Origin of the sequence: Caulobacter sp. SLTY (assembly GCF_009905535.1) — a bacterium.
Taxonomy (GTDB): domain Bacteria; phylum Pseudomonadota; class Alphaproteobacteria; order Caulobacterales; family Caulobacteraceae; genus Caulobacter.
In genome coordinates this window covers 1-23188 of the sequence record NZ_JAAALA010000040.1, presented here as the reverse complement: position 1 = coordinate 23188, position 23188 = coordinate 1, and the positions used below count along the sequence as shown (strand labels likewise).

Sequence of the window (23188 nt, the reverse complement as noted above, 5' to 3'; positions counted from 1 at the left end):
GTCTCCTGATCTTCGGCTTCGGATTCACCGGGCAGGTCTTTGCCCGCCGGATGAAAGCTGACGGCTGGGATGTCTGGGCGACCGTGCGCGATCCGGCCACCGCCGAGGCCGCCCGCGCGGCTGGGGTCACGCCGCTCGACCCCACCGACCAGGCCGCCCTGGTCGCCGCCCCGCCGATGGACGCCATCCTGGTCACCGCCCCTCCGAATGAGCGGGGCTGTCCCGGCCTTGAGGCCCTGGTCCCGGCCATCGCCCGCTCCCGCGCCTTCCCCGACTGGATCGGCTATCTGTCGACCACCGGCGTCTATGGCGACCGCGAGGGCGGCTGGGCCTTCGAGACCAGCCGCATCGCCCCCCGCAGCGTCGAGGCCGGCCGCCGCGCCGCCGCAGAGCGCGACTGGCTGGAGGTCGGGCGCGGCATGGGGCTGACGGTGCAGATCTTCCGCCTGCCCGGCATCTACGGCCCCGGCCGCTCGGCGCTGGACCGGGTGGCCGAGGGCCAGGTCCGCAACATCCTCAAGCCAGGCCAGGTGTTCAGCCGCATCCATGTGGACGACATCGCCGCCGCCCTGGCCGCCTCAATCGCCCGCCCCCGCGCCGGCGGTATCTACAATATCTGCGACGACGAGCCGGCCCCGACCCACGAGGTCAACGCCTTCGCCGCCGAACTGTTGGGCCTGAGGCCACCGCCCCTGATCCCCTACGACGAGGCCGGCATGCCCGCCCCGGCGCGGCGCTTCTGGGCGGAGAACAAGCGGGTGTCGAACGCGCGGGCCAAGGCGGAGCTGGGCTGGCGGCCGAGGTATCCGACCTATCGCGAGGGGCTGGTGGCGATCCTGCAAGGCCACTGAGCGCCTGTGCGTCCTTCGACACGCCCGCTGCGCGGGCTGCTCAGGATGACGAACAGGGGTTGGGCCTCACAAATCTACGTCATGCTGAGCAGCGGCCGCGGGCCGCGTGTCGAAGCACGCACAGCGGTCAAACCACCTCCTCCACCGCCCCGATCAGCCGGGCGATGTCCTGCGGCCGCGACAGGCGGTGGTCGCCGTCCTTGATCAGGGTGAAGACCACGTCCTCGCCCTTCAGCGCCTGGGCCAGGGCCAGGGCGTGCATCCAGGGAACGTCCGGGTCCTCGGCGCCCTGGAGGATGCGGACCGGAACCTCGACCGGGACCGGGCCGGGCAGGATTGACCAACGGGCGCCGTCTTCCAGCAGGTTGCGGGTGATGGGGTAGCCACCTTCGTCGTAAAGGCTGGGGCGGAGCCATTCGCCGGTGGCTTCCAGGGCCGCATGGGCCTCGGGCGGGAAGCCGGGGAGCATCAGCTTTTCGGTGAAGTCGGCGGCGGGGGCGATCAACACCAACCCCGCCAGCCGCTCGGCCCGCACCGCGGCGACCAGGCAGGAAATCCAGCCGCCCATCGAGGAGCCGACCAACACCAGCGGCCCATCGGTCAACTGGTCGATGGCGGCCAGGGCGTCCTCGCGCCAGCGGCTGATCGTGCCCTTACGGAACTGGCCGCTGGATTCGCCGTGGCCAAGATAGTCGAAGCGGAGGTAGGCGCGATCGTTGGCCAGCGCCCAGTCGGCCAGGGCCTGGGCCTTGGTCCCGGCCATGTCGGACATGAAGCCGCCCAGCCAGACCACCGTGGGCCCTCGCCCATCAACCCGGCGCCAGGCCAGACGTTCGCCGTCTTCACGGTCCAGGTATCCGCTGCTTTCGGTCATGGCGCGCCGGCTCCGATTCCCTTATCTACCCTCCCCTACCCGTTTTCGATCAGCCCCAGGAAGCTTCGCGAACCTTGACCCCCCTGCCCCCGGATTTCGCGCTGCTGCAGGTGGTGCCCGAACTGGAGACCGGCGGCGCCGAGCAGACGGCGCTCGACATCGCCCAGGCGGTGGTGAAGGCCGGCGGCCGCGCCTTCGTGGCCAGCAAGGGTGGGCGGATGACCACCCGGCTGGAAGCCGACGGCGGCCGGCTGGCTCAAATGCCGGCCCAGTCCAAGAACCCGCTGGTCATGCTGGGCAACACCGCCCGGCTGATCGACCTGATCCGGCGGGAGAAGATTACGCTGGTGCATGCCCGCAGCCGGGCGCCGGCGTTCAGCGCCCTGTGGGCGGCGCACGCGACCAAGGTTCCGTTCGTGGCCACCTATCATGGCATCTACAACGCCAAGAGCGGCCTCAAGCGCTGGTACAATGCGGTGATGACCCGGGGCGACCTGGTGATCGCCAACAGCGACTACACTCGCGAGCATGTGATTGCCGAGCACGGCGTCGATCCGGCGCGGATCGTGGCCATTCCGCGCGGCGTGGATTTCACGCGGTTCGATATCCGCAAGGTGACGGCCGCGCGGGTTCAGGCGCTGCGCGACCTGTGGAGCCTGCCCAAGAAGGATGCGCGGACCATCTTCGTGCTCGGCGGGCGGATCACGCGGCTGAAGGGCCATGCGACGATCATCGAGGCGGCGGCGCGGCTGAAATCGGAAGGCCGGGAAGATTTCCTGATCCTGTTCGTCGGGGACGACCAGGGGCGGGTGGAGTATCGCCAGGAGCTGGAGGACGCCATCGCGGCTGCCGGCCTTGGGGCTCAGGTGCGGCTGGTCGGCCACTGCGACGACATGCCGGCGGCCTATCGGCTGGGCGATTTCGCGCTGCTTCCGTCGACCCAGCCGGAGTCGTTCGGCCGGGCGGCGGTGGAGCCGCAGGCCATGGCCCGGCCGGTGCTGGTCAGCGACCACGGCGGCGGGCGCGAGACGGTAGTCGAGGGTGAGACCGGCTGGCGGTTGCCGCCCGGCGAGTCGGAGGCCTGGGCGCGGGGGCTGGCGCGGGCGATGGATACCGATGTCGTGGCGCGACGCACCATGGGCGAGGCCGGGCTGGCGCGGGCGCGGCGGCTGTATTCGGTGGACGCCATGTGCGAGGCGACCCTGGCCGTCTATGCTCGCATCCTGGAGGGCAGGGCCTGATGGCGGCGTTCGACAAGATCCTGGTGGTCCAGGCCGGGAATATCGCCGAGTTCGTGCTGTCGCTGGCCGCCATGCGGCGGATCCGGGCCGCCCATCCGCGCGCGCGGATCACCCTGCTGACCATTCCCGCCTTCGAGGCCTTGGCCAAGACCAGTCCCTATGTGAACGAGGTCGACACCGACGGCGCGCCCAACAGCCCCGGCGAATGGCTGGCCCTGCGCAAGAAGATCAAGGCGGCCAAGTATGCGCGGGTCTATGACCTGCAGGGCAATTCGTCCAGCAACACCCTGTTCCAGATGCTGCGGCCCTTCCCACCGCCCTGGTCGGGGCCGGCCAAGGGGGCGAAGCTGCGGCATCGCAACCCCAACCGGGACAGGATGCACATCCTCGAGCGGCATGCCGAGCAGTTGCAGGTGGCCGGCATCTGGCCCGACGCCCCGACCACGCCCGGCGACGCGCCGGCCCCCGATCTGTCCTGGATCCTGCGCCGCGCGCCGGAGGCTCGCCCGGCGTCGGGCGCCCAGGCGCCGCGGCCCTTCGTGCTGCTGGTGCCGGGCGGCAACGAGAAGGCCCCGGAAAAGCGCTGGCCGATCGAGGCCTTCTCGGACCTGGCGGGCCGGCTGTTCGCCAAGGGCTATGACATCGTGATCATCGGCGGGCCGCAGGAGAGCGCCCTGGCCCGGACCATCCAGAAGACCGTCGGCCGGGCCCGCGACCTGACCGGCCGCACCGATTTCGCCCAGATCGCCCTGCTGGGCGCGCGGGCGGCGCTGGCGGTGGGAAACGATACCGGCCCGCTGCACCTGATCGCCGCCGCCGGGGCGCCGACCGTGGCGCTGTTCGCGGCCGGTTCGGATGCGTCCCTGACCGGGCCGCGCGGACATGTGGCGGTGCTGCACGCGCCGTCGCTCAACGAAATGGCGGTCGACACGGTCGCCAGCGCTTCGTTTTCGCTGCTACCGCGCTAAGGTGGGAATCGCGCGCATGAAGCGCGTTTTTAGTTCGGGGGAAGAGTTTCATGAGAACGTCGCTGCTGGCGACCGCTGTGGCCTGCCTGGCGCTCGCGGGCTGCATCACCTCCACCCCGGCCGTCCGCCGGGAGGTGACCACCGTAAAGGTGCTTCCGGCCAAGAAAGATCAAGTCTGGGAGAACGCCGAGCGGTTCTTCCTCGTCGAGAACCTGAAGCCCACGGTGGTCAACAAGGCGGGCGGCGTAATCTCGACCGGGCCGGTGATGACCGTGGCGCAGGTCGACGGCCTCGACTGCGGCAGCTACCCCGGCGGCTACGTCAACAAGACCACCATGAATGTGTCGATCCTGCTGCAGGAGGTTCCCGAGGGAACCCGTGCGGAGGTCAAGGTGGAGGGCGCCATGAGGAAGGTGGGGACCTACGGCATTCCGACCGACTACCCCTGCTATACCCGCGGCCTGCTGGAATCGCGCGCGTTCGAAATCCTGGGCCGATAAGGCAGAGGGGACCGCGATCGCTCGCGGTCCCCTCCGGTTCAGCCGTCCTCAATCAGCTCAGGATCGTTGACCCTCGAGTGGTCGGCGTCGTGGTGTCGGCCTGTCCCTGATCCCAGCGGCTGGAGGCCTCCTGGACCCGCAGATTGTTCTGCACATGCCTGGCCCCGGAGATGCGCTCGGCAAGGTCCTCCGCGTGGCGCTTGGCAAACCGGTTCTCGACCGTGCCGCTGAGCGTGACTTCACCATCCTTCACCGCCACCTGGATGCCGGAGGCGTCGATGTGGGCGTCGTCGGTCAGGCGGTCGTTGACGTCCTCGCGGATGCGGTCGTCGGAGCGCTTGTAGTCCTTGGGCCCGCGGCCGCGATGGACGCCGCCCTGGGTCTCGCCGTCGGTGGCCGCCTGGACGTAGGGGTTGGGATCGCCGAAGCCGCCGCCCCGGCCCTGGCCGTAGTCGCTGCGATAGGCGGCCCGGTCACGGCCGAGGTGGTCGTCACGGTAGCGGCTGGTGCGCTGGTCGTAATCCTGGCCACGGCTGGAGTAGCTGTCGCGGTCGGACCATTCGACGCCATAGCCGCCCTGGCTGCCGTCGTCGCGGCTGTAGCTTTGGCTTGCATAGCTTTGGCGTGAAGGGCCCTGGTTGCCGTAGCGCTCGTCGCCCTGGCGGCCGCGCTCATAGTCGCCGCCGCCCTGGCCGTAGCGGCGCTGATCGCCGCCATAATCCCGGCGGGCGGAGTCGCGGTCATATTGCGAGCCGGCGTTCCAGCTGCGGTCCTCGCCGTAGCCGGCGCCATAGTCGGTCTGACGATAGCCCTGGGCGGGGCCGCCGGGACTGTAGCCGGCGTCCTGTCCGCCCTCGTAGCGCTGCTCGCCGAAAGCGCCGCGGGCGCCGCTCTTCTCCCGCCAGCCGCGGGCGCCGCGCCAGTCCTGATCCCGTTCGTTCCAGTTGGCCATCTCTGTTCTCCCAACGCTTTGAATCAAAAGGGGGCGCGCCATTGCGCACCCCCTCGGCGTCGAGAACCCCGCCCCGCCCTGCCCGTTCCGGGAACTTCGATCACAACCGGCCCGGTCGCGCGTTCGTGAGCCTTGTGGCGGACGGACGACATAGCCTCCGCGCGAAGGCCCCCACTGTTGCGCGCATTCACTTGCGGCGCGAAGGCCTTGGGGTCATATATCGAGGCAATGACACGGAACGCCGACCGCGCGCCGCGTCTTTTCTCGTAAACAGCTACCGGAGCAGAAGCCTATTCGCCGCCCCAACAATACGCCGCCCGTGAAAGACGGGCCGCGCATGAATGAAGACATTCGCGTTCCCCGTGTACTTCTGATCGACCAGAACGGTGAGAAGCAGGGCGAAATGCCCATCTCCGCCGCTCTGGAAGCGGCTGATGAAGCGGGCCTGGATCTCGTCGAGATCGTGCCCAACGCCAATCCGCCGGTCTGCAAGATCCTGGACTACGGTAAGTTCAAGTTCCAGGAGCAGAAGAAGAAGAACGAGGCCCGCAAGCGGCAGAAGGTGGTCGAGCTCAAGGAAATCAAGCTGCGACCGAACATCGACATCCACGACTATGAGGTCAAGGCCAAGTCGATGACCCGGTTCTTCGAGGAAGGCGATAAGGTCAAGGTGACCCTGCGCTTCCGCGGCCGGGAAATGGCCCACCCCGAACTCGGCATGAAGCTGCTCAACAAGGTCAAGGCCGACTTCGATGAAGTCGCCAAGGTCGAGCACGAGCCGAAGATGGAAGGCCGCCAGATGATCATGATCCTGGCGCCGCGCTGATCGGCTCAATATCGTAGAAGTTCGCGCAAGCGCTCCTTGGCCTTCTGCCGGCGCTTGCGCACCAGCTCCCGGCTGATCTTCAGGTGGCGGGCGATCTCGTCGTCCGTCCACTCGTCCAGATGCAGAGTCAGGGGCTCGACCAGGGCGCGGGGCAGGCTGGCCAGCGCCCGTCGCCAGGCGTCATCCTGCTCCGACAGGGTCAGCGCCTCCTCCGGAGAGGGCTCAGGCTTCATCCAGGCGGGATCGCGGGCGGACGGTGTGTCGAGCGCATCCTCGTCGATGGGGGCGCGGCCGGCGTTCTGCCGGTGAAGGTCCATGCAGGTGTTGTGGAGGATGCGCAGCAGCCAGGCGCCGGGGTTCTGCACTGGTTGGCGGGCGAAGGCCTGGGCGGCGCGCACCATGGCGTTGCTCAGCGCGTCCTCGGCGTCGGCCCGGTTACCGCCCGACAGGCGCAGGCTGCGGCTGCGCAGGGCGTCCTGGTGCGCCAGCCATATGGGCCAGAAGGTCTCCATCGGGGCCGGCCGGTCCAACGCCCGGGCGATCACCCCCGCCGGGGTCAGCCGCCCGGCCGGCCGCCGCACCGCCCCGGCCAGAACCTCCACGGGCGAGGGGCCCCGCCGACGCGACAGGCGGACAAGGGCCGGTTGGGGTGGCGTCGGTGCGCGCTCGACGCAGGCCTCCTCGCCCTGGCCATCCTCCACCGGAAATAATCGCACCACATTCATCGGCACACGCTCCCGAGCTCCGCGGAGGTCGGCCGCCGCGGCGCGCACACAACGGTTCGATGGGCAGTCGCGAGCTGGTGCGGCCTCCGCCGCACAAGCGCATTCCCCGAATTTCGCGATCAGATTGTATCGCCCTCGATACTTGCTAGACGCGAAGGTTAGGGATTTGTGAACGATGCAGGTTGAATTAGGTGTCCCGGCCTAGTTTACACCGGATGTGCGACCAACTGCCTCAGGTGCAGCGTCAGATTTCGCCGCGTTTGCCTGGGCGATCATGGCGGTGATGGCCATTTCCAACTGACGGGTGACTTCCCGCGCGATGATCTGCTGCAGTATTTGCACGATCTCGACGCTGACCTGACCTGCGGGGCCGAGAGCAGCTTGTCTCATATGCTCGGGCATGGCGGCCAACCTCTGGTCTTCCACGGCGCGCTTGAGCGCGACGCGCTGTTCGGCGAAGCCGTCCACGATCTTGGTCTTCTGGTCGGAGACGGCGTCGTAGAGATGGGTGGGATCGGGGCCGCTCACGGCGGCGGCTCGTCCTCACGCGACGGCGGCTTCCGGTCCGGCAAGCCGAGCGCCCGGTCCAGCTGCAGCTGCAGCTGAACGAGCATGTCGTCGGTGAACTGTGGGATCGGGCTGTCCGCCGGCCCGCCCTGCAGCTTGACCAGCTCGGGCATCTGCAGGGCGACCTGCCGGAACATGTCACTGACCAGCCGCTTGGCGGCGGTGACCAGTTCCGATTCAGGCAGCGCGGGCGGCGGACCGGACGACTCCATGGGTCAGCCTTCCTTGGCCGCCCATTGCGGGTGGCGGGTGTCATCCAGCCAGTCGTTGCACTCCTCGGTGATCTCCTTGGCCAGCACCGCATAGGGGCTGTTCCACAGGGGGTTCTGCAGCTTGTAGCCACGATCGACCACCAGCCCGACCAGCTTGCGCAGCTGGACGTAGAGTCCCCGGTCGTCCAGCTCCTCGATCGGCTCGTCCCCGTCGATCTCGGCGACCAGCTCGGCGGTCTCGTCGAGGGTTTCCCGCTCCAGGGCGCGGGCTTCATCAATCACGGCATCCACTTCGCTGTGCCGTTCCGAACGATGGCTCATGGCTGTTCTCCTTGCATCAGGCCTTCGGGAAATCTTTCAGGGCATGGGTGACGGACTCGGCGGCCACCGCCGCCGCGATCGGGGCGGCGAAGGAGCTGACCAGGCCCAGCGCATAGGCGATCACCGGCCCCTCCAGCGGGGCGCCGGCCAGGATCATGGTCATCGCCTTGCCCTGCACGGCGGTGCTGATCGACAGCATGTTGCGCTGGTAGTCGGCGGCGTCCTGGACCGAGATGGCCGCCGCCTGGGCGGCCTTGTCATACGAGATCGCCCCGCCGGCGGAGATCCGGGTGTCGGCCACCGTCGTCTGCGTGCCCAGGTCCGCGAAGCCAAGCGCGAACTCGGTCGACTGGGTGACCGCGTCGACGATCTGGGGATTGACCTTGTCGGCCATGGCTCACTCCTACTTCTGCACCGCGTTCATGATCATGGTCACGGCGCTGGAGGTGACCGCGTTGCCGATCTGTTGCAGGCCGCCTTGCGCCTGCTGAGCGTTCTGCATGGCCAGCGAGATGGAATGAGCCATGCTCTGGTAGACGAGGGCCATCGACTGGGCGGGCGCCTCGCCCAGCACCTTGACGTTGGTCTGGGTGACCGCGTCGGTGACCTGGGAATTGACGGGCGTGTCGGCTGCCATGGTTCAAATCCCCCTTCGAGCTACAGGTTCAACAGTTTGGCGGCGAGCAGGACGGTCAGCAGCTGCTTGGCCGGGTCCGGCGCCCTGGGCGAGCGGATGGCGGCCAGCTTGCCGGTCGCCATCGCGGCGCCCATCGAGCCGGCCGAATAGATCTGGATCACGCCCTGGTTGGTCGCCGCCTGGGCGGAGATCGAGGCATGCTTCTGGGCCTGGACGGTGTTCTGGAAGACCAGCGCCATCGAGTGGGCGGCGCTCTGGTAGATCGAGCCCATCGCCATGGCCGGCGCCGAGCCCAGAACCGCCATGTTCTGCTGGGTCACCGCATCGGTGATCTGGCTGTTGACCGGGGTCGGATAGGCCATGGTCAGATCACCACTTCAGGGACGGGCGCGGGCGCGGCGGCGGCCGGCATGGCGATGTTCATCACCTGGGTGATCAGGCCGCCGACCGCCGCATTGGTGATCTGCTGCATGCCGCCCTGGGTCTGGCTGGCGCTTTCCGCCGACAGGCTGGTGGCGTGGGCCACCGCCTGAACGGCCATGGCGACCGCCTCGGCGGGCCCCTCGCCCAGAACCTTGACGTTGGTCTGGGTGACGGCGTCGGTGATCTGTGAGTTGACGGTGTCGTCGGCCATGGTCGGTCCTTCAGGTCACAACCGGCGCGCCGGGCGGCAGGCTGTTGGCGCCGGCCGCGTAGCCGACGGCGGCGGCGGTGCGCACCTCGCGCACTTCGCGCGGGGCCCGCAGGTCGACCAGGGCGTTGGTCAGGGCCTGGACCTGCAGGGTGTGCAGGGCCGCTTGCGTCTGGTTGGCGGTCAGCAGCCGGGCGGCGAAGGCGTCGGCGGACGACAACAGGGTCACCAGGCCGGCGTTGGAGACCGAGGCGCCGCAGAGCATCGCCAGGGCGTCCATGATCTGCCTGTTGGTCAGGGGGGCGTCGGTCATCACACACCGCCCCCGGCCACCGGGAATTCGGGGAAGGGTACAAGGCCGTCCTTGTCGAGCAGCACCTGGACGCAGTTCATGGTCGCCACCATCCCGATGATGTTGCCCATCTGCTGGTTGGCGACAGCGTTGTAGTACATGATCCCGTTGGCCTGGTTGGCGGCGACCATGCTCTGCATGGCGGCGAAGCTGGGCCCCACGGCGATGGTCGACAGCATGGCGTCGGCCACGGCGGTGGCCATCGGCGCGGTGGCCGGATCGCGGCACAGCTCCATGGTCAGGCGCAGATACTCCTCGAAGTTATCGAACTCCGGCTTCTTCTGCTGGCGGCGAGCCCGGCGGCGCTGCTCGGCCCGCTCGCGGGCGGCGCGCATTTCGCTGGCCAGGATCTCGTCCTCGAGCTCGAGGATCTCCTCCTCGTCCTCGAGGATCTTTTCCTCGTCCTCGAGGATCTTTTCCTCGTCCTCGAGGATCTTCTCACGGCGGCGCTCGCGCTCTTTCTGTTCCTTGGCCAGGCGTTCGGCGGCGGCCCGGCGCGCGGCGCGGGCCGCGGCCTCCTGCTTCGCCTTCTTGTCGCGCGGTTGGTCCGCCATGGCCGGTCTCCAGAGAATTCGCTGCGGTCGGCGCCAGCGCCCGAACCGCGGCCAGGTCACACTTCCCCGTCCGGCGCCCGCTGGCGGCGCCGGACGTCAGCCTCCTGCGATCAGACGCCCTGGGTGGCCCGAAGGGCGGTCAGCAGGGACAGCAGGGTGTCGGGCGTATCCGACTGGGCGATCTTCGAGGTCGCCACGGCGCCGGCCATGGTGTCGACGCTGTAGATCTGGATGACGCCCTGGTTGGTCGCCGCCTGGGCGGCGATGGCCAGCTGCTGCTGGGAAGAGGCGGCGTTCTCGTAGAGAATGCCGGTGGAGTGGGCGAGCGACTGGTAGATCGCGCCCATCGCCATGGCCGGGGCGTCGCCCAGCACCTTGACGTTGGCCTGGGTGACGGCATCGGTGATCATGCCGTTGACGGGGGTCGGAAGAGCCATGTCAGTTCCTCATGGTTAGGTGGGTTGAAGCGGCGGCGCGCTTAGGAGACCTGCGAGCCGGGGCCGACGGCGCGCAGCGCGGTCAGCAGCGACAGCATGTTGTCCGGCACATCCGACTGGGCGATCTTGGAGGTCGCCACGGCGCCGGCCATGGTGTCGACGCTGTAGATCTGGATGACGCCCTGGTTGGTCGCGGCCTGGGCGGCGATGGCCAGCTGCTGCTGCGACGAGGTGGCGTTTTCGTAGAGGATGCCGGTGGAATGGGCGAGCGACTGATAGATCGCGCCCATGGCCATGGCCGGGGCGTCGCCCAGAACCTTCACATTGGCCTGGGTGACGGCGTCGGTGATCTGACCGTTCACCGGGGTCGGGATAGCCATTGATAGCTCCTTCGCTGGGCGTGCCGCCCGTTGGGATCGAGGCCGTTCTGATCGGGGATCGCTGGCCCCGAGCAAGGCGACCCCACAGCCACGACGCCCGTGGGCCGAGTTTGTGAACCCGTCTTAGTTGTTTTTTTACCATGACCCGCCGGGCGTTCACGTTTGCCGCCGTGGCCCGTCTTGATCTGCGTCAGGCGCGATTCACTTCGGAAAAGCGTCGGCGGAGGACCAGCGATGTCGCGGGCCAGCAAGTATGTCGCCGCTCTGTTGGAGGCGCGGGCGCTACGCGGGTCGCGCGGCGAACCGGTCCCTCGCCAGACCCCCAGCGCCCCAGCACCCGGCGCGCCGGCCCGGCCCGGACCCAACCCCAGCCAAGGAACCCCTCCGATGATCATGAACATCGACACCTTCGTCCAGGTCGTGGAGCAATGGGCGCGAGAGTCCCTGCCCGCCATCGGCCGCGTCTGGCCGCTGAGAGGCGGTTGGGAGGAATGGGCGCAGGCCGAGATCGCCGGCTACATCAACAGCATCGACCCCAGCTATTCGGTCGAACGCGAAGTCTACCTGTTTGGCGACGACCGGAAGGCCGACCTGCTGATCAACCAGGGCGCCAGCCAGTGGGCGCCGGACTGGATCGTGGTCGAGCTGAAGTGCCAGTGCCCCCACAGCCCCTATGCCTTCGCCGCCGGCTTCAACAAGGACAAGACCAAGATCACGGAACTGGTCGAGCCCTACAGCTCGGCGCAGAAGCTGTGCCTCGGGATCTGCGTCGACGGCCGGACCCTGGAGGGCATGGGAAGCATGGGCTACACGATCATCTGGATCGAGAAGGAAGTCGGCCTGGTCGTCTACGTCGCGCGCTAGGCTAATTTTCAACCAGACGGGGCGCCCCCTCTTTTTTCGATCCACCGCGCCGCTATGATCCAGCCCGGCCGTGTTCGGGTCGGGGGCGTGAGATGTCGCGAGTTTCCAGTCTGCTGGGCGCCATGACGGCGCTGCTTCTTCTGCTTTGGCCGGCCGTTGCGCCCGCCGCGCCCCTGGCGACCTACGGCCGGTTGCCGATGATCGAGGACGCGCAGATCTCGCCTGACGGGACGATGATGGCCTATGCCGTCACCTCCGGCGACAAGCGGCTGGTGATGATCCGCGAGCTGGGGACGGGGACGTCGCTGGCGACCCTCGACGCCGGCGACCAGAAGGTGCGGGAAATCCAGTGGGCGACCCGCGGCCATCTCCTGATCACCATCTCGACCACCCAGCATGTCGCCGGCCTGACCGGCCCTCGCCGCGAGTACTTCCAGGTGCTGGCCTACGACCTGGGCTCGCGCAAGAGCCGGCTGCTGATGGACAGGGCGCCGGACTCCATGAACGTGGTCATCGGCCCGCCGCTGGTAAGGATGCTGAACGGCGAGCCGCACGTGATCGTCGAGGGGGTGCATTGGGCCGGGGGTGAGCGGGGCCGCAACAGCCTGTTCTCGATCAAGCTCTCCAACGGCGCGACCAAGGTGTATGAACAGGGTCGGCAGAACACCAGCGACTGGGTGGTGGGCGCCGACGGCGCGGTGCTGGCCCAGACCGAATACGATTCCGAAACAGGCGAATGGAGCCTGCGCCTGCTGCGCAACAAGCGCTGGGAGGTCGTCGACAGTCGCACCGCGCCGCTGACCAGGCCCTACCTCGGGGGCCTGGGCAAGGATGGGACATCGGTGCTGCTGGTGGTGCGCGATCCGGTCACCGAGCGACGCAGCTTCAAGGAATATCCCGCCGACGGCTCGCCGGCCCGCGAGGTGCAGTTGCCGTCCTTCGAGGGGATGATCCGCCACCCGGTCAGCCAGGCGCTGGTCGGCGTCTGGGAGCTGGACGGCGACGAGGTCCGCTACGACTTCTTCGACGCCAAGGATCAGGCCGTTTGGCGCGGGATCACCAAGGCCTATGTCGGACGGCACGTCCGGCTGGTGTCCTGGACCGACGATCGACGCAAGCTGGTGGTGCGGGTCGAGGATCCGGCCTCCGGGCCCAGCTATGTGTTGGTCGATATGGAGACCAAGAAGGCCGATCTGATCGGCTCGGTCTACAATGGGCTCAAGCCTGAGGACATCGCCGAGGTCCGGCCGGTGAAATACAAGGCCGCCGACGGGCTGGAGCTCACCGGCTACCTGACCCTGCCGCGCGGCCGTGATCCCAAGAACCTGCCGCTGGTGGTGCTGCCGCATGGTGGGCCGGCGGCGCGGGACGAACCCGGTTTCGACTGGAAGGCCCAGGCCCTGGCCTCGCGCGGCTATGCGGTGCTGCAGCCCAACTTCCGGGGCTCGGACGGGTTCGGCCGGCGGTTCCTGGAGGCCGGATACGGCGAGTGGGGCCGAAAAATGCAGACCGACCTCTCCGATGGGGTGCGTCACCTGGTCGGCCAGGGGCTGGTCGATCCCAAGCGGGTCTGCATCGTCGGGTCCAGCTATGGAGGCTACGCGGCCTTGGCCGGCGCGACCCTTGATCCCGGCGTCTATCGCTGCGCCGTGGCGGTGGCCGGGCTGTCGGACCTGCGCCGGTTCATGACCACCGAGGCGCGGGAGACCGGCGGCCGCATCAATGATCGCCTGCGCTATTGGGCGCGGTTCATGGGGGTGGAAGGCCGGCGCGACCCGGACCTGGCGGCGATCTCGCCAATCACCCATGTGGCAAAGGTCGATATCCCGGTGCTTCTGATCCACGGCAAGGACGACACCGTGGTGCTCTATGAACAGAGCCAGATGATGCACGACGCCCTGCGCCGCGCCGGCAAGACCACCGAACTCGTTACCCTCAAGGGCGAGGACCACTGGATGTCACGCGGCGCCACCCGCCTGCAGATGCTGGAAGCCACTGTGGCCTTCCTCGAGAAGCACAATCCGCCGAACTGACGTTGCCGCCGCCGGATCGCAGGCGTAGAGCCGCCTGATGTCGCACCCGGCCGCTCCCACGCAGGACAACCGCGCGCTCGTCATCCTGCTGACGGTGGTGTTCATCAACATCGCCGGGTTTGGGGTCGTGATCCCGCTGCTGCCCTTCTACGCCTCCGCGTTCGGGGCGCCGGCCTGGCAGGTGATCGTGCTGTTCTCGGCCTACAGCCTGGGCAACTTCTTCGCCGAGCCCATCTGGGGGAAGCTGTCGGACCGGATCGGGCGGCGCCCCGTCCTGATGCTCACCATCTTCGGCAATGCGGCCACCTACGTGGCTTTGGCCTTCGCCCCGGACCTGTGGGTGGCGATGGGAATCCGCTTCGTCGGCGGCATCCTGACCGGCAACATCTCGACCATCCAGGGCTACATGGCCGACATCACCCCGCCGGAGAAGCGGGCCGGTCGGCTCGGGTTGATGGGCGCTTCGTTCAGCCTGGGCTTCCTGACCGGGCCGGCGCTGGGCGGGCTGCTGGCCGACGAAAGCCTGGGCTTGGCGGGCTTTCGGCTACCGCTCCTGCTGGCCGCCGGCTTGGCCACGACCGCCGGGCTGGGCGTGGTGCTGTTCGTGCGCGAGACGCGGCAGGTGCATTCCGACGCCCCGCGGCGGGGACGGTTCGAGGGCTTGAGCGAGGCCATGGCCCATCCGGTGATCTGGCGGGTGATGCTGGTTTCGCTGATCGCCATTGCCGGGTTCGCCGCCATGGAGGCGACGTTCGGCCTCTGGGCCAGGCAGCAGTTCGGCTGGGGCCCCCAGCAGATCGGCTTCTGTTTCCTCGGCATCGCCCTGACCGCCACCTTCGCCCAGGGCCTGCTGGCCGGCTGGAGCGCCCGGCGGTTCGGAGAGCCAGCGACCCTTATCGCCGGCCTGGTGCTGATCGGCCTTGGCTTCGCCATGCAGCCGTTGGTCGGGGTCCACTGGCCGTTGGCGGTGATGGGCATGGTGACCGTGGCCATGGGCCAGTCTCTGGCCTTCCCGAACATCGGGGCGATCATCTCCAAGGCCGCCTCGGCCGACCGCCAGGGCGAGATGCTGGGCCTCAACAGCGCGGCCGGCGCCCTGGCGCGGGTCGTCGGACCGCTCATGGCCGCGCCGCTGTTCACCAAGGTGGGACCCAGCGCCCCGTTCGCCGTGGCGGCGGGCCTGTGCGTACCCGCCCTGTTCATGGCCTGGCGGGTATCGAAGGCGGTGCGGCGCAGCGCTTAGGGCGGGGAGCGCCTAAGGCGCCTCGCCCGGCGGCGGCCCACGCCGCCTTTGGCCCGGCATCCCCGGATCCCGCAGCTGACCCGCCAGGGCGCGGCGCAGACCGGCCGCCAGCAGCTTGCGCTCGTCCGGGGTCAGGGTGGCGGCGAAGCGCATGATCCGAGCCTCGACTTCGCTGCGGGCCTCCATATCTTTCGCCCGCGCCTGGCCCATGGCGGCCACCGCCGCCTCGGCGTCATAGCCGGGGCTTTCCAGCGCAGCGATCGCATCGCGGCGGAGGGCGCGCGACTGCAGGACCGGTTCGCGGGTTTCCAGGGCGGCCTGGCGGAACATCTGGCGATAGGCGCGACGCTTGGGCGGCGGCAGGTCGTCGGCAGCCCGCCACAGGGGCAGGCGCTGGCCGGCGGCCGGCGGCGGCTGCAGGTCGGCGAGGCGGCGGGCGACCACCGAGCCGCCGACGATCAGCCCGCCCAGGAACAGGTTCAGGGCCACCGAGACGACCAGGGCGATGATCAGGCTCCGCGACTTCACGACTGGTTCTCCCCGTCGGGCAGCAGGATCCAGTCGTCCTCGACGGCCACCGCCACGGCGGCCTCGGACGAGGCCTCGGTCGGGGCCTGCGCAACCTGCACCCCGACCACGACGCCTGCCGCGCTGGCCGCCGCCAGGGCAGCGCCGATGCCGGCGCCGGTAAGCCAGCGGGCCAGGGTCCGGGGCCGCGCCGGGGCCGGGGCGGCGGCCAGGACGGCGTCGCGCAGAGCGGTCGAGGGGCTGGGCGGGCGCAGGACGTCGAGCGCCTCATCCAGGGCCAGGGCCTGGGACAGCACCGCCTGGGCGGCTTCCGGCGCCTCGGCCAGCCAGGCGTAGGCGGCGTCCTGCTCGGCGGCCGGCCAGCGGGTGATCAGGCCGCCGTGGGCCTCGGCAAGGGTTTCGAACCGTTGTGCGTCCATGGCGCTCATCGTCTCATTCTCTCAGGTCCGCGAGGGCGGCGCGCAAGGCCCGCCGACCACGGGACAACAGACTTTCCAGGGCCTCGACGCTGACTCCCATCAGCGAGGCGGCCTCGATATTCCCCAGATCCTGGTAGTGGCACAGCACCACCGCCTCGCGCTGGCGGTCCGGCAGCGCGCCAAGCGCGGCGGTGACCCGCACCCCGGTGTCCCGCGCCAGCAGGCCCCGGTCGGGGGCGGGGCCGGTGTCCACCTGTTCCGGGGGCTCGGCCATCGTCTGTTCGCGGCGGCGGCGCAGGCGGTCGTAGCAGAGGTTCAGCGCCACCCGGTGCAGCCAGGTGTCGAACCGCGCCCCGCCCGGCTTCCAGTTGGGGGCCTGTTTCCAGGCCCGGACAAACACTTCCTGGGCGACGTCCTCGGCCTCGGCCGCGTCGTTCAGCATCCGCTGGGCGAGCTGGAGCATGCGCGGCAGCTTGCGCGCGACCAGCGTCTGGACCGCGGCATGGTCGCCGCGCCCCACCCGCGCCACAAGCGCCTCGTCCGGATCGCCGCTCAGCGTCAAGTCTCGCACCGGTTCCCATTGGCGGCCCCGTCCTGGCCGCCTCCGGGGACAGTAGGCTATCGGCCGCCACCCATCATACCCGCCGCGCCCTTGCGCGCGGCCTGAAGCTCAGTGGCGCTCAGCGAACCATCACCATCCGCATCCATACGGCCGAAGCGGCGCTCGGCCATCTTCGCCAGTTCGGCCTTGTCGAGGAAACCGTCGGTGTTGGCGTCCAGCATGCTGAACATGCGGCTGCCGTCGCCCTTGGGGGCCTTGCCGGACTTCTCGGCCGCCTTGGCGCCGCGGGCCTGGAACTCGGTCTTGGAGACCTTGCCGTCGCCATCCGCATCGAGGCGCATCATCTGGGTGGAGCGGGCGGTCTTGAACTCGGCCAGGCTCACCTTGCCGTCGCCGTTCGAATCCATGCGAGCGGCGCCCTTGGCCGGCTGGGCGCAGGCGACGCCGGCGGACAGGGCCAGCATGGCGCCGGCGATCAGGTAGGTTTTCATCGGTGGAAATCTCCTCAGGTTCACGCCCCGCAGCTTCAACGACGGGCGCCTGAGGTTCCGTCGGTCAGCGGACGACAGCCTCGTAGGCGGCCCGCGCCTGGCGTTGGGCTTGGGCCAGGGCGGTCTTGAGCGCCTTGAAGTCCCTGGCGCCGCCCGCCCGGGCCAGCAGGGCCTTGAGCGCCTTGGGCTCGGCCTCCGGATCGGCGCCGTCCTCCAGCGCCACTTTGAGCAGCTGGCTCAGGTCCTGCTGCATGCGCCAGGCCTTCTCCAGCGTCTGCAGGGTTCCGATATCCGCCGCGCCGGTCTCGGCCAGCGCGGCCAAGGCTTCGCCGGTGTTCTGGCGCAGAGGGCCGCCGCCGGCGGCGCCGGCCAGCTGCAGGAACTGGGCGGCGAACTCGATATCGACCAGGCCGCCGGGACCAAGCTTGAGGTCCCAGGGGCCGCTGGGTGGACGCTCGTCCTCCATCAGTTTGCGCATCTCCCGCACATCGGCGGCGGTGCGCGCCCGATCCCGAGGCCGGCGCAGAGCCGTCTCCAGCGCCGCCTCGCAATCGGCGGCGAAGGCCGGCGAACTGGCCCAGGCGACACGGGCGCGGGTCAAGGCCAGCATCTCCCAGGTCTCGGCCTCGCGCTCGTAGTAGGCGTTGAAGGCCGCCATGCTGACCGCCACCGGCCCCTTGCTGCCGGTGGGACGCAGCTGCATGTCCACTTCGTAGAGGCCGCCCTCGCCGGTCGGCGCCGACAGGGCGGCGATCAGGCGCTGGGTGAAGCGGCCGTAGAAGGTCTCCGCCCCCCAGCCGCGCTCGGCCGACATGGCCGCCGGTTCGCTGGCCCGGTACAGGGTCATCAGGTCCAGGTCGGAGCGGGCAGTCATCTCCCGCCCGCCGCATTTGCCGAGCGCGATGACCGCCACCTCGCCCGGGAAGGCGCCGCCCTGCCGCACCGTCTCGGCCAGGGCCGCTGGCGCGAGGCCGGCGATACAGAGGTCGGCCAGGTCGGCAAATCCGCCGCCGGCGTCGGCTGCGGTGGCCGTGCCCCCGATCACCTGCACCCCGATGCGGAAGGCCTGTTCGCGGTGCACCCGCCGGGCCGCATCCATCGCAGCCTCAAACCCCTCGGCCGCCGCCAGGGCGCTGTCGAAAGCCTGTGCGCCCTGCCCGCCCTCGAACGGCGCGAAGAAGCTGGGATCAAGCAACGCATCAAGCGCGGCCGGTCGCCGCGCCAGGGTCTGGGCGAGCTGAGGTGCGAAAGCCATCACCTGGACGATGAGCTCGAACAGCTTGGGCTGGGCCAGGAACAGGGACTGGACCTGGACCCCCGAACTCAGCCGCTCGAAGAAGTCGCCGAACCGGCGGAAGGCGGCGTTGGGCGCGCCGGTGGCGTGGGCGGCCTCCAGCAGGCGCGGCGCCATCCGGGTGAACAGCTCGCGCCCCCGCTCGGTGCGGGTCGCGCCGATGCGGCCGTGGTGCCAGCCCCGGATGGCCCCCGACACCGCCGCCGGGTCGTCGAAGCCCATCCGCTTGAGGGTGGCCAGGGTCTCGGGGTCGTCCTCGACGCCGGTGAAGATCAGGCTGCCGAACCGCGAGCTGAGCGGCTCCTCGCCCTTGAACAGCTCGCCATAGGTGGCGTTGACCCCCTTGAGGATCTTGCCGACCGCCGCGTCGAACGCCTTGACCGAGCCGTGCCCCCACAGCGCCGCGACCCGCGCCCGCTCGCCCGGCGCTTCTGGCAGTTTGTGGGTGTGCTCGTCGGCGATCATCTGCACCCGGTGTTCGAGCGCCCGCAGCTGGATGTAGGCCTCCCGCATGAGCGCCGCCGCCTCCGGCGTCACATGGCCATGGGCCTCCAACTCAGCCAGTGCATCGAGAGTGCGCGGTGAGCGCAGGGCCCGCTGGCGACCGCCGAGAATCAGCTGCTGGGTCTGGACGTAGAACTCCACCTCGCGGATGCCGCCCCGGCCAAGCTTGAGGTCGGCGCCGGCGGCGGTCAGCCGCTCGTCGACCTTGTGGGCGTGGATCTGCCGCTTGATCGAATGGATGTCGGCGATCGACGCAAAGTCCAGGTTGCGCCGCCAGATGAAGGCCTGCAGCTCATCGAGGAAGCCGTGGCCCGCCAGCCGGTCCCCGGCCGCGACCCGCGCCTTGATGAAGGCCGCCCGCTCCCAGTTCTGGCCGACGCTCTCGTAGTAGGCGAAGGCGGCCGGGACGGGCACAGCTGGCGGGGTCGATGAAGGGTCCGGGCGCAGGCGCAGATCGACCCGGAAGACGTACCCATCGGCGGTGCGATCCTGCAGTATCCGGGCGACGCCCTGGGTGATCCGGACGGCGACATCCGCCGGTTCCGCCGTGTCAGCAAGTGGCAACTGATCGGGCTCGTAAAAGACCGAAATGTCGATGTCGCTGCTGTAGTTGAGTTCGAACGCCCCGTGCTTGCCCATGGCCAGGCAGAAGAGACCGGGGACCGGACCTCGCTCTCCCTCCCCCACCCTCGTCAGCCGCCCGCGCTCCACCTCGGCCCGCGCCGCCTGGACCAGCGCCGCCTCCAGGGCCGCGTCGGCAAACCGCGACAGGGCGCCGGTCACCGCGTCCAGGTCCCAGACCCCGCCGACATCAGCCAGGGCGCAGAGCAGGTGCAGCTCCGCCTTCAGCTGTCGCAGGCGTTTGCCGGCGGCCGCCGGGTCAGGTTCGGCGGCCTGGGCTCGGGCGGCCTCGAGCAGGCTGTCGAGACGGACCTCGGGGTCGTCCGCCAGGATGTCCTGCAGCACGGCGGGCCGGCGACGGATCAGGCCCGATAGGTATGGCGAGGCGCCGAGCAGCGGCTCGAGCGCCGGCCAGACCGCATCCAGGGCGCCGACGCCAAGGTCGCCCTCGACGATCTCGCGGGTGCGGGCGGCGTGTTTTGCATCCACAACCGGCCCGCAGGGGGCCAGCCGAGGTCCGAGTGCGGTCATTCCGGCCTCGGCAGCACCAGGGCCACCCGCAGGCCCGGACCATAGCCGTCGATGGCGCCGGGGCCTTCGGAGAGCTCGAGACGGCCGCCATGCGCCTCGGCCACGGCGGCGACCAGCGACAGGCCCAGGCCAGAGCCCGGCTCGCTGCGGCTGTTCTCCAGCCGCACGAAGCGCTGAACCACGCGGGCGCGGTCCTCCTCGGGCACACCAGGGCCGGTGTCGGTAACCGAGAACTCGACCTCGCCCGAGGATCGCCGGCGCACCCGCAACATGACCGCCCCGCCCTCCGGCGTATACTTGATGGCGTTGTCCAGGATGTTGGCCAGGGCCTGGGCCAGGATCTCGCGGGCCCCGTTCACCGTCAGGCGCGGGGTCAGTTCCGCCTTGAAATCCAGGCCTTTATCCTCGCAGACGGCCTCGTAGAGCTCTGCCATGTCGTTGGCCAGCGCGCCGGGGTCAAAGGGTTTGGGATCGGGAATGCGGCCGGCGGCCTGCAGGCGGGCGATGGCCAGCACGGCGTTGAAGGTAGCCAGCACGTTGTCGGCGTCGACCAGGGCCTGCTCCAGGGCCTGGGTGGGATCGCCCTTGCCGTTCTCGACCTCGATCAGCCCGGCCTCGAGCCGCGCCCGCAGGCGGGTGAGCGGGGAGCGCAGGTCGTGGGCGATGGCGTCGCCGGCGTGGCGCAGGCCGCCCATCGACTGCTCCAGCCGGTCGAGCATGTCGTTCAGCCCCTCGGCCAGTTCGTCATATTCGTCGCGCACGCCGCGCACCCTGACACGGGCCCTCAGGTCGCCGCCGCGCACAGCATCGACCGCCTCGGTCAGGCCTAGCATGTGGCGGGCGACATTGCGGCTGACCAGGATGCCGCCGGCCAGCCCCAGGATGATGATCAAGGCCCCGGCGCCCCAGAGCGCGCGGGCGATTCCGACCACGAAGGCCTCGCTCTCGCCGACGTCGGCCCCGACGAACAGGATCTCGCCGCCCGACAGTCGCTCCTGCACTCCGCGCGCCGGGCGGCGAACCTCCGCCCCGTCCGCATCGGTGTCGGTCAGGGTGAAGCGGGCCCAGTTCTCCCCGCGCTCGGTCTCCTCGATCGGCGATTCGGGGATGGTGCCGCTCAGCCGGTTGCCCGCCTTGTCCATCAGCAGGTAGAGGTAGGGTCGCTCGCCCGCCGCCCGCTCGATGATGGCGGTGTTCAGCCCATCCACCCCGCCCTGGCGGTAGGTCGCCTCCAGCGAGTTCATCTCCCGCACGATCTCGGCGTCGGCCCGACGGCTCACCTCACCGGCCGTGGCGACATAGATGTAGCCGAGGAAGGCGGCCGCCGCTCCCGCGAACAGGGCCAGGAACAGCAGGGTCAGGCGGAAGGTGGTGGTGCGGACGAAGCGGGGGAGTCTCATCAATCTCGTCCAAGCAGCCGTTGAATGTCGCGTCTGCCGTCCAACACCCTAAGAATCCGAATGCCCCTGATGTCGGTGAGCGGTTCGTAGAGCACCAGCCAAGGCGACAATGAAAACGTTCGCGGCGATCCGATCAAGTCAGACCGAACGGGGCCCATCTCCGGAAAGGTCGCAAGGTTCTGGAGCGCCCTGTTGATCCGTCTCAAGACCCCGTCCGCAGCGTGTGGTCCTGTCTCGATGGTGATCCAGAGACCCAGCTCGTCCAGCTCTTGCTGCGCGGTCTCGGTGAAGCGGATTTCGGCCTCCAACATGTGGTCGGTCAAGAGCGCCGGTTTGCCAAGTATTCCTCATAGCGCAGGCGGTTCCGCCGGATTGCATCCTCGACATCCCATTTGACCTCGCGGCCCTCTCGGACATCCTCGTACGCTTCTTCCAGCAGGTGATTGATGGCCACGCGGTTGCGCGCGATAAATGCGTCCTCCCACCCCTCGAAAGCGGTCGCCTCTTCTGCCATGCCCTGGGGCGGATTTTCAGGATCGGACGTCATCGAACCATCCTACCACACCCCTACGGATCGAGCCGGTACCCGGCCCCGCGCACCGTCTGCAGCATGGCCCGGTCGAAGCCCTTGTCGATCTTGGAGCGCAGGCGGGAGATGTGGACATCGATGACGTTGGTCTGGGGGTCGAAGTGGTATTCCCAGACCTTCTCCAGCAGCATGGTGCGGGTCACCGACTGGCCGGCGTGGCGCATCAGGAACTCCAGCAGCTGGAACTCCCGGGGCTGCAGGTCGACCTCCTTGCCGGAGCGATGCACCTCGCGGGTCAGGAGGTTCATTTCCAGTTCGCCGACCTTCAGGGTGGTCGAAACGGCGCCGGTCTCGCGGCGGCGCGACAGGGCCTCGACCCGGGCGATCAGCTCGGGGAAGGCGTAAGGCTTGACCAGATAGTCGTCGGCGCCGGCCTTCAGCCCGACCACGCGGTCGTCGATCTCGCCGAGGGCCGAAAGGAACAGCACTGGAGTGGCGTCACCCTCGCGGCGAAGGGTCTCTACGACGCTGACCCCGTCCCGCTTGGGCATCATCCGGTCGACGATCAGCACGTTGAACCCCCCGGCGCGGGCGGCGTCCAGGCCCAATTCGCCGTCCGAGGCGTGCTCGCACTCATAGCCGGCCTCTCCCAGGCCGCGGCGCATCGCCTCGGCGGCTTCCAGGTCGTCTTCGATGATCAGGATTCGCATGCCGCCACTCAGCAGAAAGGACACCGGGCGGATGCCCGATGTCCTTTGCTACCGAACAAGCGGGTCCCGCGCAATCAACGCGGGAACCTGGGTGAGGCCGGGTCGGCCTCTAGTTCAATTTGACGACGATCGAGGCCTGCTGACCGGCCAGGCGGACATTCAGCAGGACGCCGGTGCGGCCGGCCTTGCGCGCCGAATCGACCAGGGCCGAAACATCGGCGGCCGAGTTGACCGGCCGGTCGTTGACGCTGGTGATCACCACGCCGCGACGCAGGCCCTGTTCGGCCGCGTCGGAGTCGGCGCGGACGTTCTCGACCAAAACCCCGCCGTTGACGCCCAGACGCGTCTTGGTCGCCTCATCGAGCGGGCCGATGGACATGCCGAGCACGACCGGGCGCGGCGTGGCCGGGGCGGTGGCGCCGGGCTTGGCC

General features: G+C 69.2%; 32 protein-coding genes. 8 read left to right on the top strand and 24 right to left on the bottom strand.

Features of this window, described 5'->3' with window-relative positions:
• Positions 1-50: 50 nt before the first annotated feature.
• A complete protein-coding gene (locus GVN21_RS18275; protein ID WP_166576185.1) occupies positions 51-851 on the top strand; it encodes an NAD-dependent epimerase/dehydratase family protein in 801 nt (266 codons plus the stop codon).
• A 127-nt stretch (positions 852-978) separates the two neighbouring features.
• On the opposite strand, the gene GVN21_RS18270 is transcribed toward GVN21_RS18275, so the two are convergent.
• Positions 979-1725, bottom strand: a complete 747-nt coding sequence (locus GVN21_RS18270; RefSeq protein ID WP_166576173.1) for an alpha/beta hydrolase — start codon at positions 1723-1725, stop codon at positions 979-981.
• A gap of 74 nt (positions 1726-1799) precedes the next feature.
• Between GVN21_RS18270 and GVN21_RS18265 the strand changes: the two genes are divergently transcribed.
• Genes GVN21_RS18265 through GVN21_RS18255 form a run of 3 tightly spaced genes read left to right on the top strand, consistent with a single transcriptional unit; the run spans position 1800 to position 4434 of the window.
• Positions 1800-2966 (top strand): glycosyltransferase family 4 protein, encoded by a 1167-nt coding sequence (locus tag GVN21_RS18265; RefSeq protein WP_166576172.1) that lies wholly within the window; start codon positions 1800-1802, stop codon positions 2964-2966.
• On the top strand, positions 2966-3934 hold the full coding sequence (locus GVN21_RS18260) for a glycosyltransferase family 9 protein (RefSeq protein WP_166576171.1): 969 nt from the start codon (positions 2966-2968) through the stop codon (positions 3932-3934). Before GVN21_RS18265 ends, GVN21_RS18260 begins: the two co-directional genes overlap by 1 nt.
• Positions 3935-3984: 50 nt before the next feature.
• Positions 3985-4434 (top strand): hypothetical protein, encoded by a 450-nt coding sequence (locus GVN21_RS18255; RefSeq protein ID WP_166576170.1) that lies wholly within the window; start codon positions 3985-3987, stop codon positions 4432-4434.
• Positions 4435-4486: 52 nt separating this feature from the next.
• Here the strand turns inward: GVN21_RS18255 and GVN21_RS20620 are convergent, their stop codons facing one another.
• A complete protein-coding gene (locus GVN21_RS20620) occupies positions 4487-5386 on the bottom strand; it encodes a BON domain-containing protein (protein WP_205690167.1) in 900 nt (299 codons plus the stop codon).
• Between the two features lie 337 nt (positions 5387-5723).
• Between GVN21_RS20620 and infC the strand changes: the two genes are divergently transcribed.
• Entirely contained in the window at positions 5724-6212 is a 489-nt protein-coding gene (gene infC / locus GVN21_RS18245; protein WP_205690166.1) for a translation initiation factor IF-3, read from the top strand.
• A gap of 5 nt (positions 6213-6217) precedes the next feature.
• Here infC and GVN21_RS18240 read toward each other — a convergent pair whose 3' ends face one another.
• The 12 genes from GVN21_RS18240 to GVN21_RS18185 all read right to left on the bottom strand — a co-directional run bounded on the left by GVN21_RS18240 (position 6218) and on the right by GVN21_RS18185 (position 11028).
• Positions 6218-6937, bottom strand: a complete 720-nt coding sequence (locus tag GVN21_RS18240) for a sigma-70 family RNA polymerase sigma factor (protein ID WP_166576169.1) — start codon at positions 6935-6937, stop codon at positions 6218-6220.
• Positions 6938-7138: 201 nt separating this feature from the next.
• Complete coding sequence (locus GVN21_RS18235; RefSeq protein WP_166576168.1) at positions 7139-7465, bottom strand: hypothetical protein; 327 nt, start codon at positions 7463-7465, stop codon at positions 7139-7141.
• Positions 7462-7716 carry a hypothetical protein gene (locus tag GVN21_RS18230; protein ID WP_166576167.1) on the bottom strand — a complete coding sequence of 85 codons (255 nt, stop codon included), beginning with the start codon at positions 7714-7716 and terminating at the stop codon, positions 7462-7464. Before GVN21_RS18230 ends, GVN21_RS18235 begins: the two co-directional genes overlap by 4 nt.
• Before the next feature lie 3 nt (positions 7717-7719).
• Positions 7720-8037 (bottom strand): hypothetical protein, encoded by a 318-nt coding sequence (locus tag GVN21_RS18225; protein WP_166576166.1) that lies wholly within the window; start codon positions 8035-8037, stop codon positions 7720-7722.
• Between the two features lie 16 nt (positions 8038-8053).
• Positions 8054-8431, bottom strand: a complete 378-nt coding sequence (locus GVN21_RS18220) for a hypothetical protein (RefSeq protein WP_166576165.1) — start codon at positions 8429-8431, stop codon at positions 8054-8056.
• A 9-nt stretch (positions 8432-8440) separates the two neighbouring features.
• Positions 8441-8674, bottom strand: a complete 234-nt coding sequence (locus GVN21_RS18215) for a RebB family R body protein (RefSeq protein WP_166576164.1) — start codon at positions 8672-8674, stop codon at positions 8441-8443.
• Positions 8675-8694: 20 nt separating this feature from the next.
• Positions 8695-9036 (bottom strand): RebB family R body protein, encoded by a 342-nt coding sequence (locus GVN21_RS18210; protein WP_166576163.1) that lies wholly within the window; start codon positions 9034-9036, stop codon positions 8695-8697.
• Between the two features lie 2 nt (positions 9037-9038).
• Positions 9039-9308, bottom strand: coding sequence for a RebB family R body protein (locus GVN21_RS18205; protein WP_166576162.1), 270 nt, complete (start codon positions 9306-9308; stop codon positions 9039-9041).
• 10 nt (positions 9309-9318) lie between these two features.
• Positions 9319-9618: a hypothetical protein gene (locus GVN21_RS18200; protein ID WP_166576161.1), complete on the bottom strand. Its 300-nt coding sequence runs from the start codon at positions 9616-9618 to the stop codon at positions 9319-9321.
• Positions 9618-10211: a RebB family R body protein gene (locus GVN21_RS18195; RefSeq protein ID WP_166576160.1), complete on the bottom strand. Its 594-nt coding sequence runs from the start codon at positions 10209-10211 to the stop codon at positions 9618-9620. The genes GVN21_RS18200 and GVN21_RS18195 overlap by 1 nt, the downstream gene beginning before the upstream one ends.
• 110 nt (positions 10212-10321) lie before the next feature.
• The gene (locus GVN21_RS18190; RefSeq protein WP_166576159.1) at positions 10322-10648 is read right to left on the bottom strand and encodes a RebB family R body protein; all 327 of its coding nucleotides are present in this window, start codon (positions 10646-10648) and stop codon (positions 10322-10324) included.
• Positions 10649-10689: 41 nt separating this feature from the next.
• Positions 10690-11028 (bottom strand): RebB family R body protein, encoded by a 339-nt coding sequence (locus GVN21_RS18185; protein ID WP_166576158.1) that lies wholly within the window; start codon positions 11026-11028, stop codon positions 10690-10692.
• A 387-nt stretch (positions 11029-11415) separates the two neighbouring features.
• On the opposite strand from GVN21_RS18185, the gene GVN21_RS18180 reads away from it, so the two are divergent.
• The 3 genes from GVN21_RS18180 to GVN21_RS18170 all read left to right on the top strand — a co-directional run bounded on the left by GVN21_RS18180 (position 11416) and on the right by GVN21_RS18170 (position 15168).
• A complete protein-coding gene (locus GVN21_RS18180; RefSeq protein ID WP_166576157.1) occupies positions 11416-11892 on the top strand; it encodes a hypothetical protein in 477 nt (158 codons plus the stop codon).
• Between the two features lie 92 nt (positions 11893-11984).
• The gene (locus tag GVN21_RS18175; RefSeq protein ID WP_240903013.1) at positions 11985-13925 is read left to right on the top strand and encodes a S9 family peptidase; all 1941 of its coding nucleotides are present in this window, start codon (positions 11985-11987) and stop codon (positions 13923-13925) included.
• A gap of 37 nt (positions 13926-13962) precedes the next feature.
• Positions 13963-15168, top strand: a complete 1206-nt coding sequence (locus tag GVN21_RS18170; protein ID WP_166576156.1) for an MFS transporter — start codon at positions 13963-13965, stop codon at positions 15166-15168.
• A 12-nt stretch (positions 15169-15180) separates the two neighbouring features.
• Here the strand turns inward: GVN21_RS18170 and GVN21_RS18165 are convergent, their stop codons facing one another.
• From GVN21_RS18165 to GVN21_RS18120, 10 genes are all read right to left on the bottom strand, one after another.
• Entirely contained in the window at positions 15181-15696 is a 516-nt protein-coding gene (locus tag GVN21_RS18165; RefSeq protein WP_166576155.1) for a periplasmic heavy metal sensor, read from the bottom strand.
• Entirely contained in the window at positions 15693-16124 is a 432-nt protein-coding gene (locus GVN21_RS18160; protein WP_166576154.1) for a hypothetical protein, read from the bottom strand. Before GVN21_RS18160 ends, GVN21_RS18165 begins: the two co-directional genes overlap by 4 nt.
• Positions 16125-16128: 4 nt before the next feature.
• Positions 16129-16677: an RNA polymerase sigma factor gene (locus GVN21_RS18155; protein WP_166576181.1), complete on the bottom strand. Its 549-nt coding sequence runs from the start codon at positions 16675-16677 to the stop codon at positions 16129-16131.
• Positions 16678-16733: 56 nt separating this feature from the next.
• Entirely contained in the window at positions 16734-17168 is a 435-nt protein-coding gene (locus GVN21_RS18150; protein WP_166576153.1) for an EF-hand domain-containing protein, read from the bottom strand.
• A 64-nt stretch (positions 17169-17232) separates the two neighbouring features.
• Positions 17233-20118 (bottom strand): bifunctional [glutamine synthetase] adenylyltransferase/[glutamine synthetase]-adenylyl-L-tyrosine phosphorylase, encoded by a 2886-nt coding sequence (locus GVN21_RS18145; protein ID WP_166576152.1) that lies wholly within the window; start codon positions 20116-20118, stop codon positions 17233-17235.
• Positions 20115-21518, bottom strand: coding sequence for a HAMP domain-containing sensor histidine kinase (locus GVN21_RS18140; protein WP_166576151.1), 1404 nt, complete (start codon positions 21516-21518; stop codon positions 20115-20117). Before GVN21_RS18140 ends, GVN21_RS18145 begins: the two co-directional genes overlap by 4 nt.
• Complete coding sequence (locus GVN21_RS18135) at positions 21518-21841, bottom strand: type II toxin-antitoxin system RelE/ParE family toxin (RefSeq protein ID WP_166576150.1); 324 nt, start codon at positions 21839-21841, stop codon at positions 21518-21520. Before GVN21_RS18135 ends, GVN21_RS18140 begins: the two co-directional genes overlap by 1 nt.
• Positions 21838-22065, bottom strand: a complete 228-nt coding sequence (locus GVN21_RS18130; protein ID WP_166576149.1) for a hypothetical protein — start codon at positions 22063-22065, stop codon at positions 21838-21840. The genes GVN21_RS18135 and GVN21_RS18130 overlap by 4 nt, the downstream gene beginning before the upstream one ends.
• Before the next feature lie 20 nt (positions 22066-22085).
• Entirely contained in the window at positions 22086-22757 is a 672-nt protein-coding gene (locus GVN21_RS18125; RefSeq protein WP_166576148.1) for a response regulator transcription factor, read from the bottom strand.
• Between the two features lie 109 nt (positions 22758-22866).
• Positions 22867-23188 (bottom strand): PDZ domain-containing protein (locus GVN21_RS18120; protein WP_166576147.1); only part of this gene is annotated, 322 nt, incomplete at its 5' end.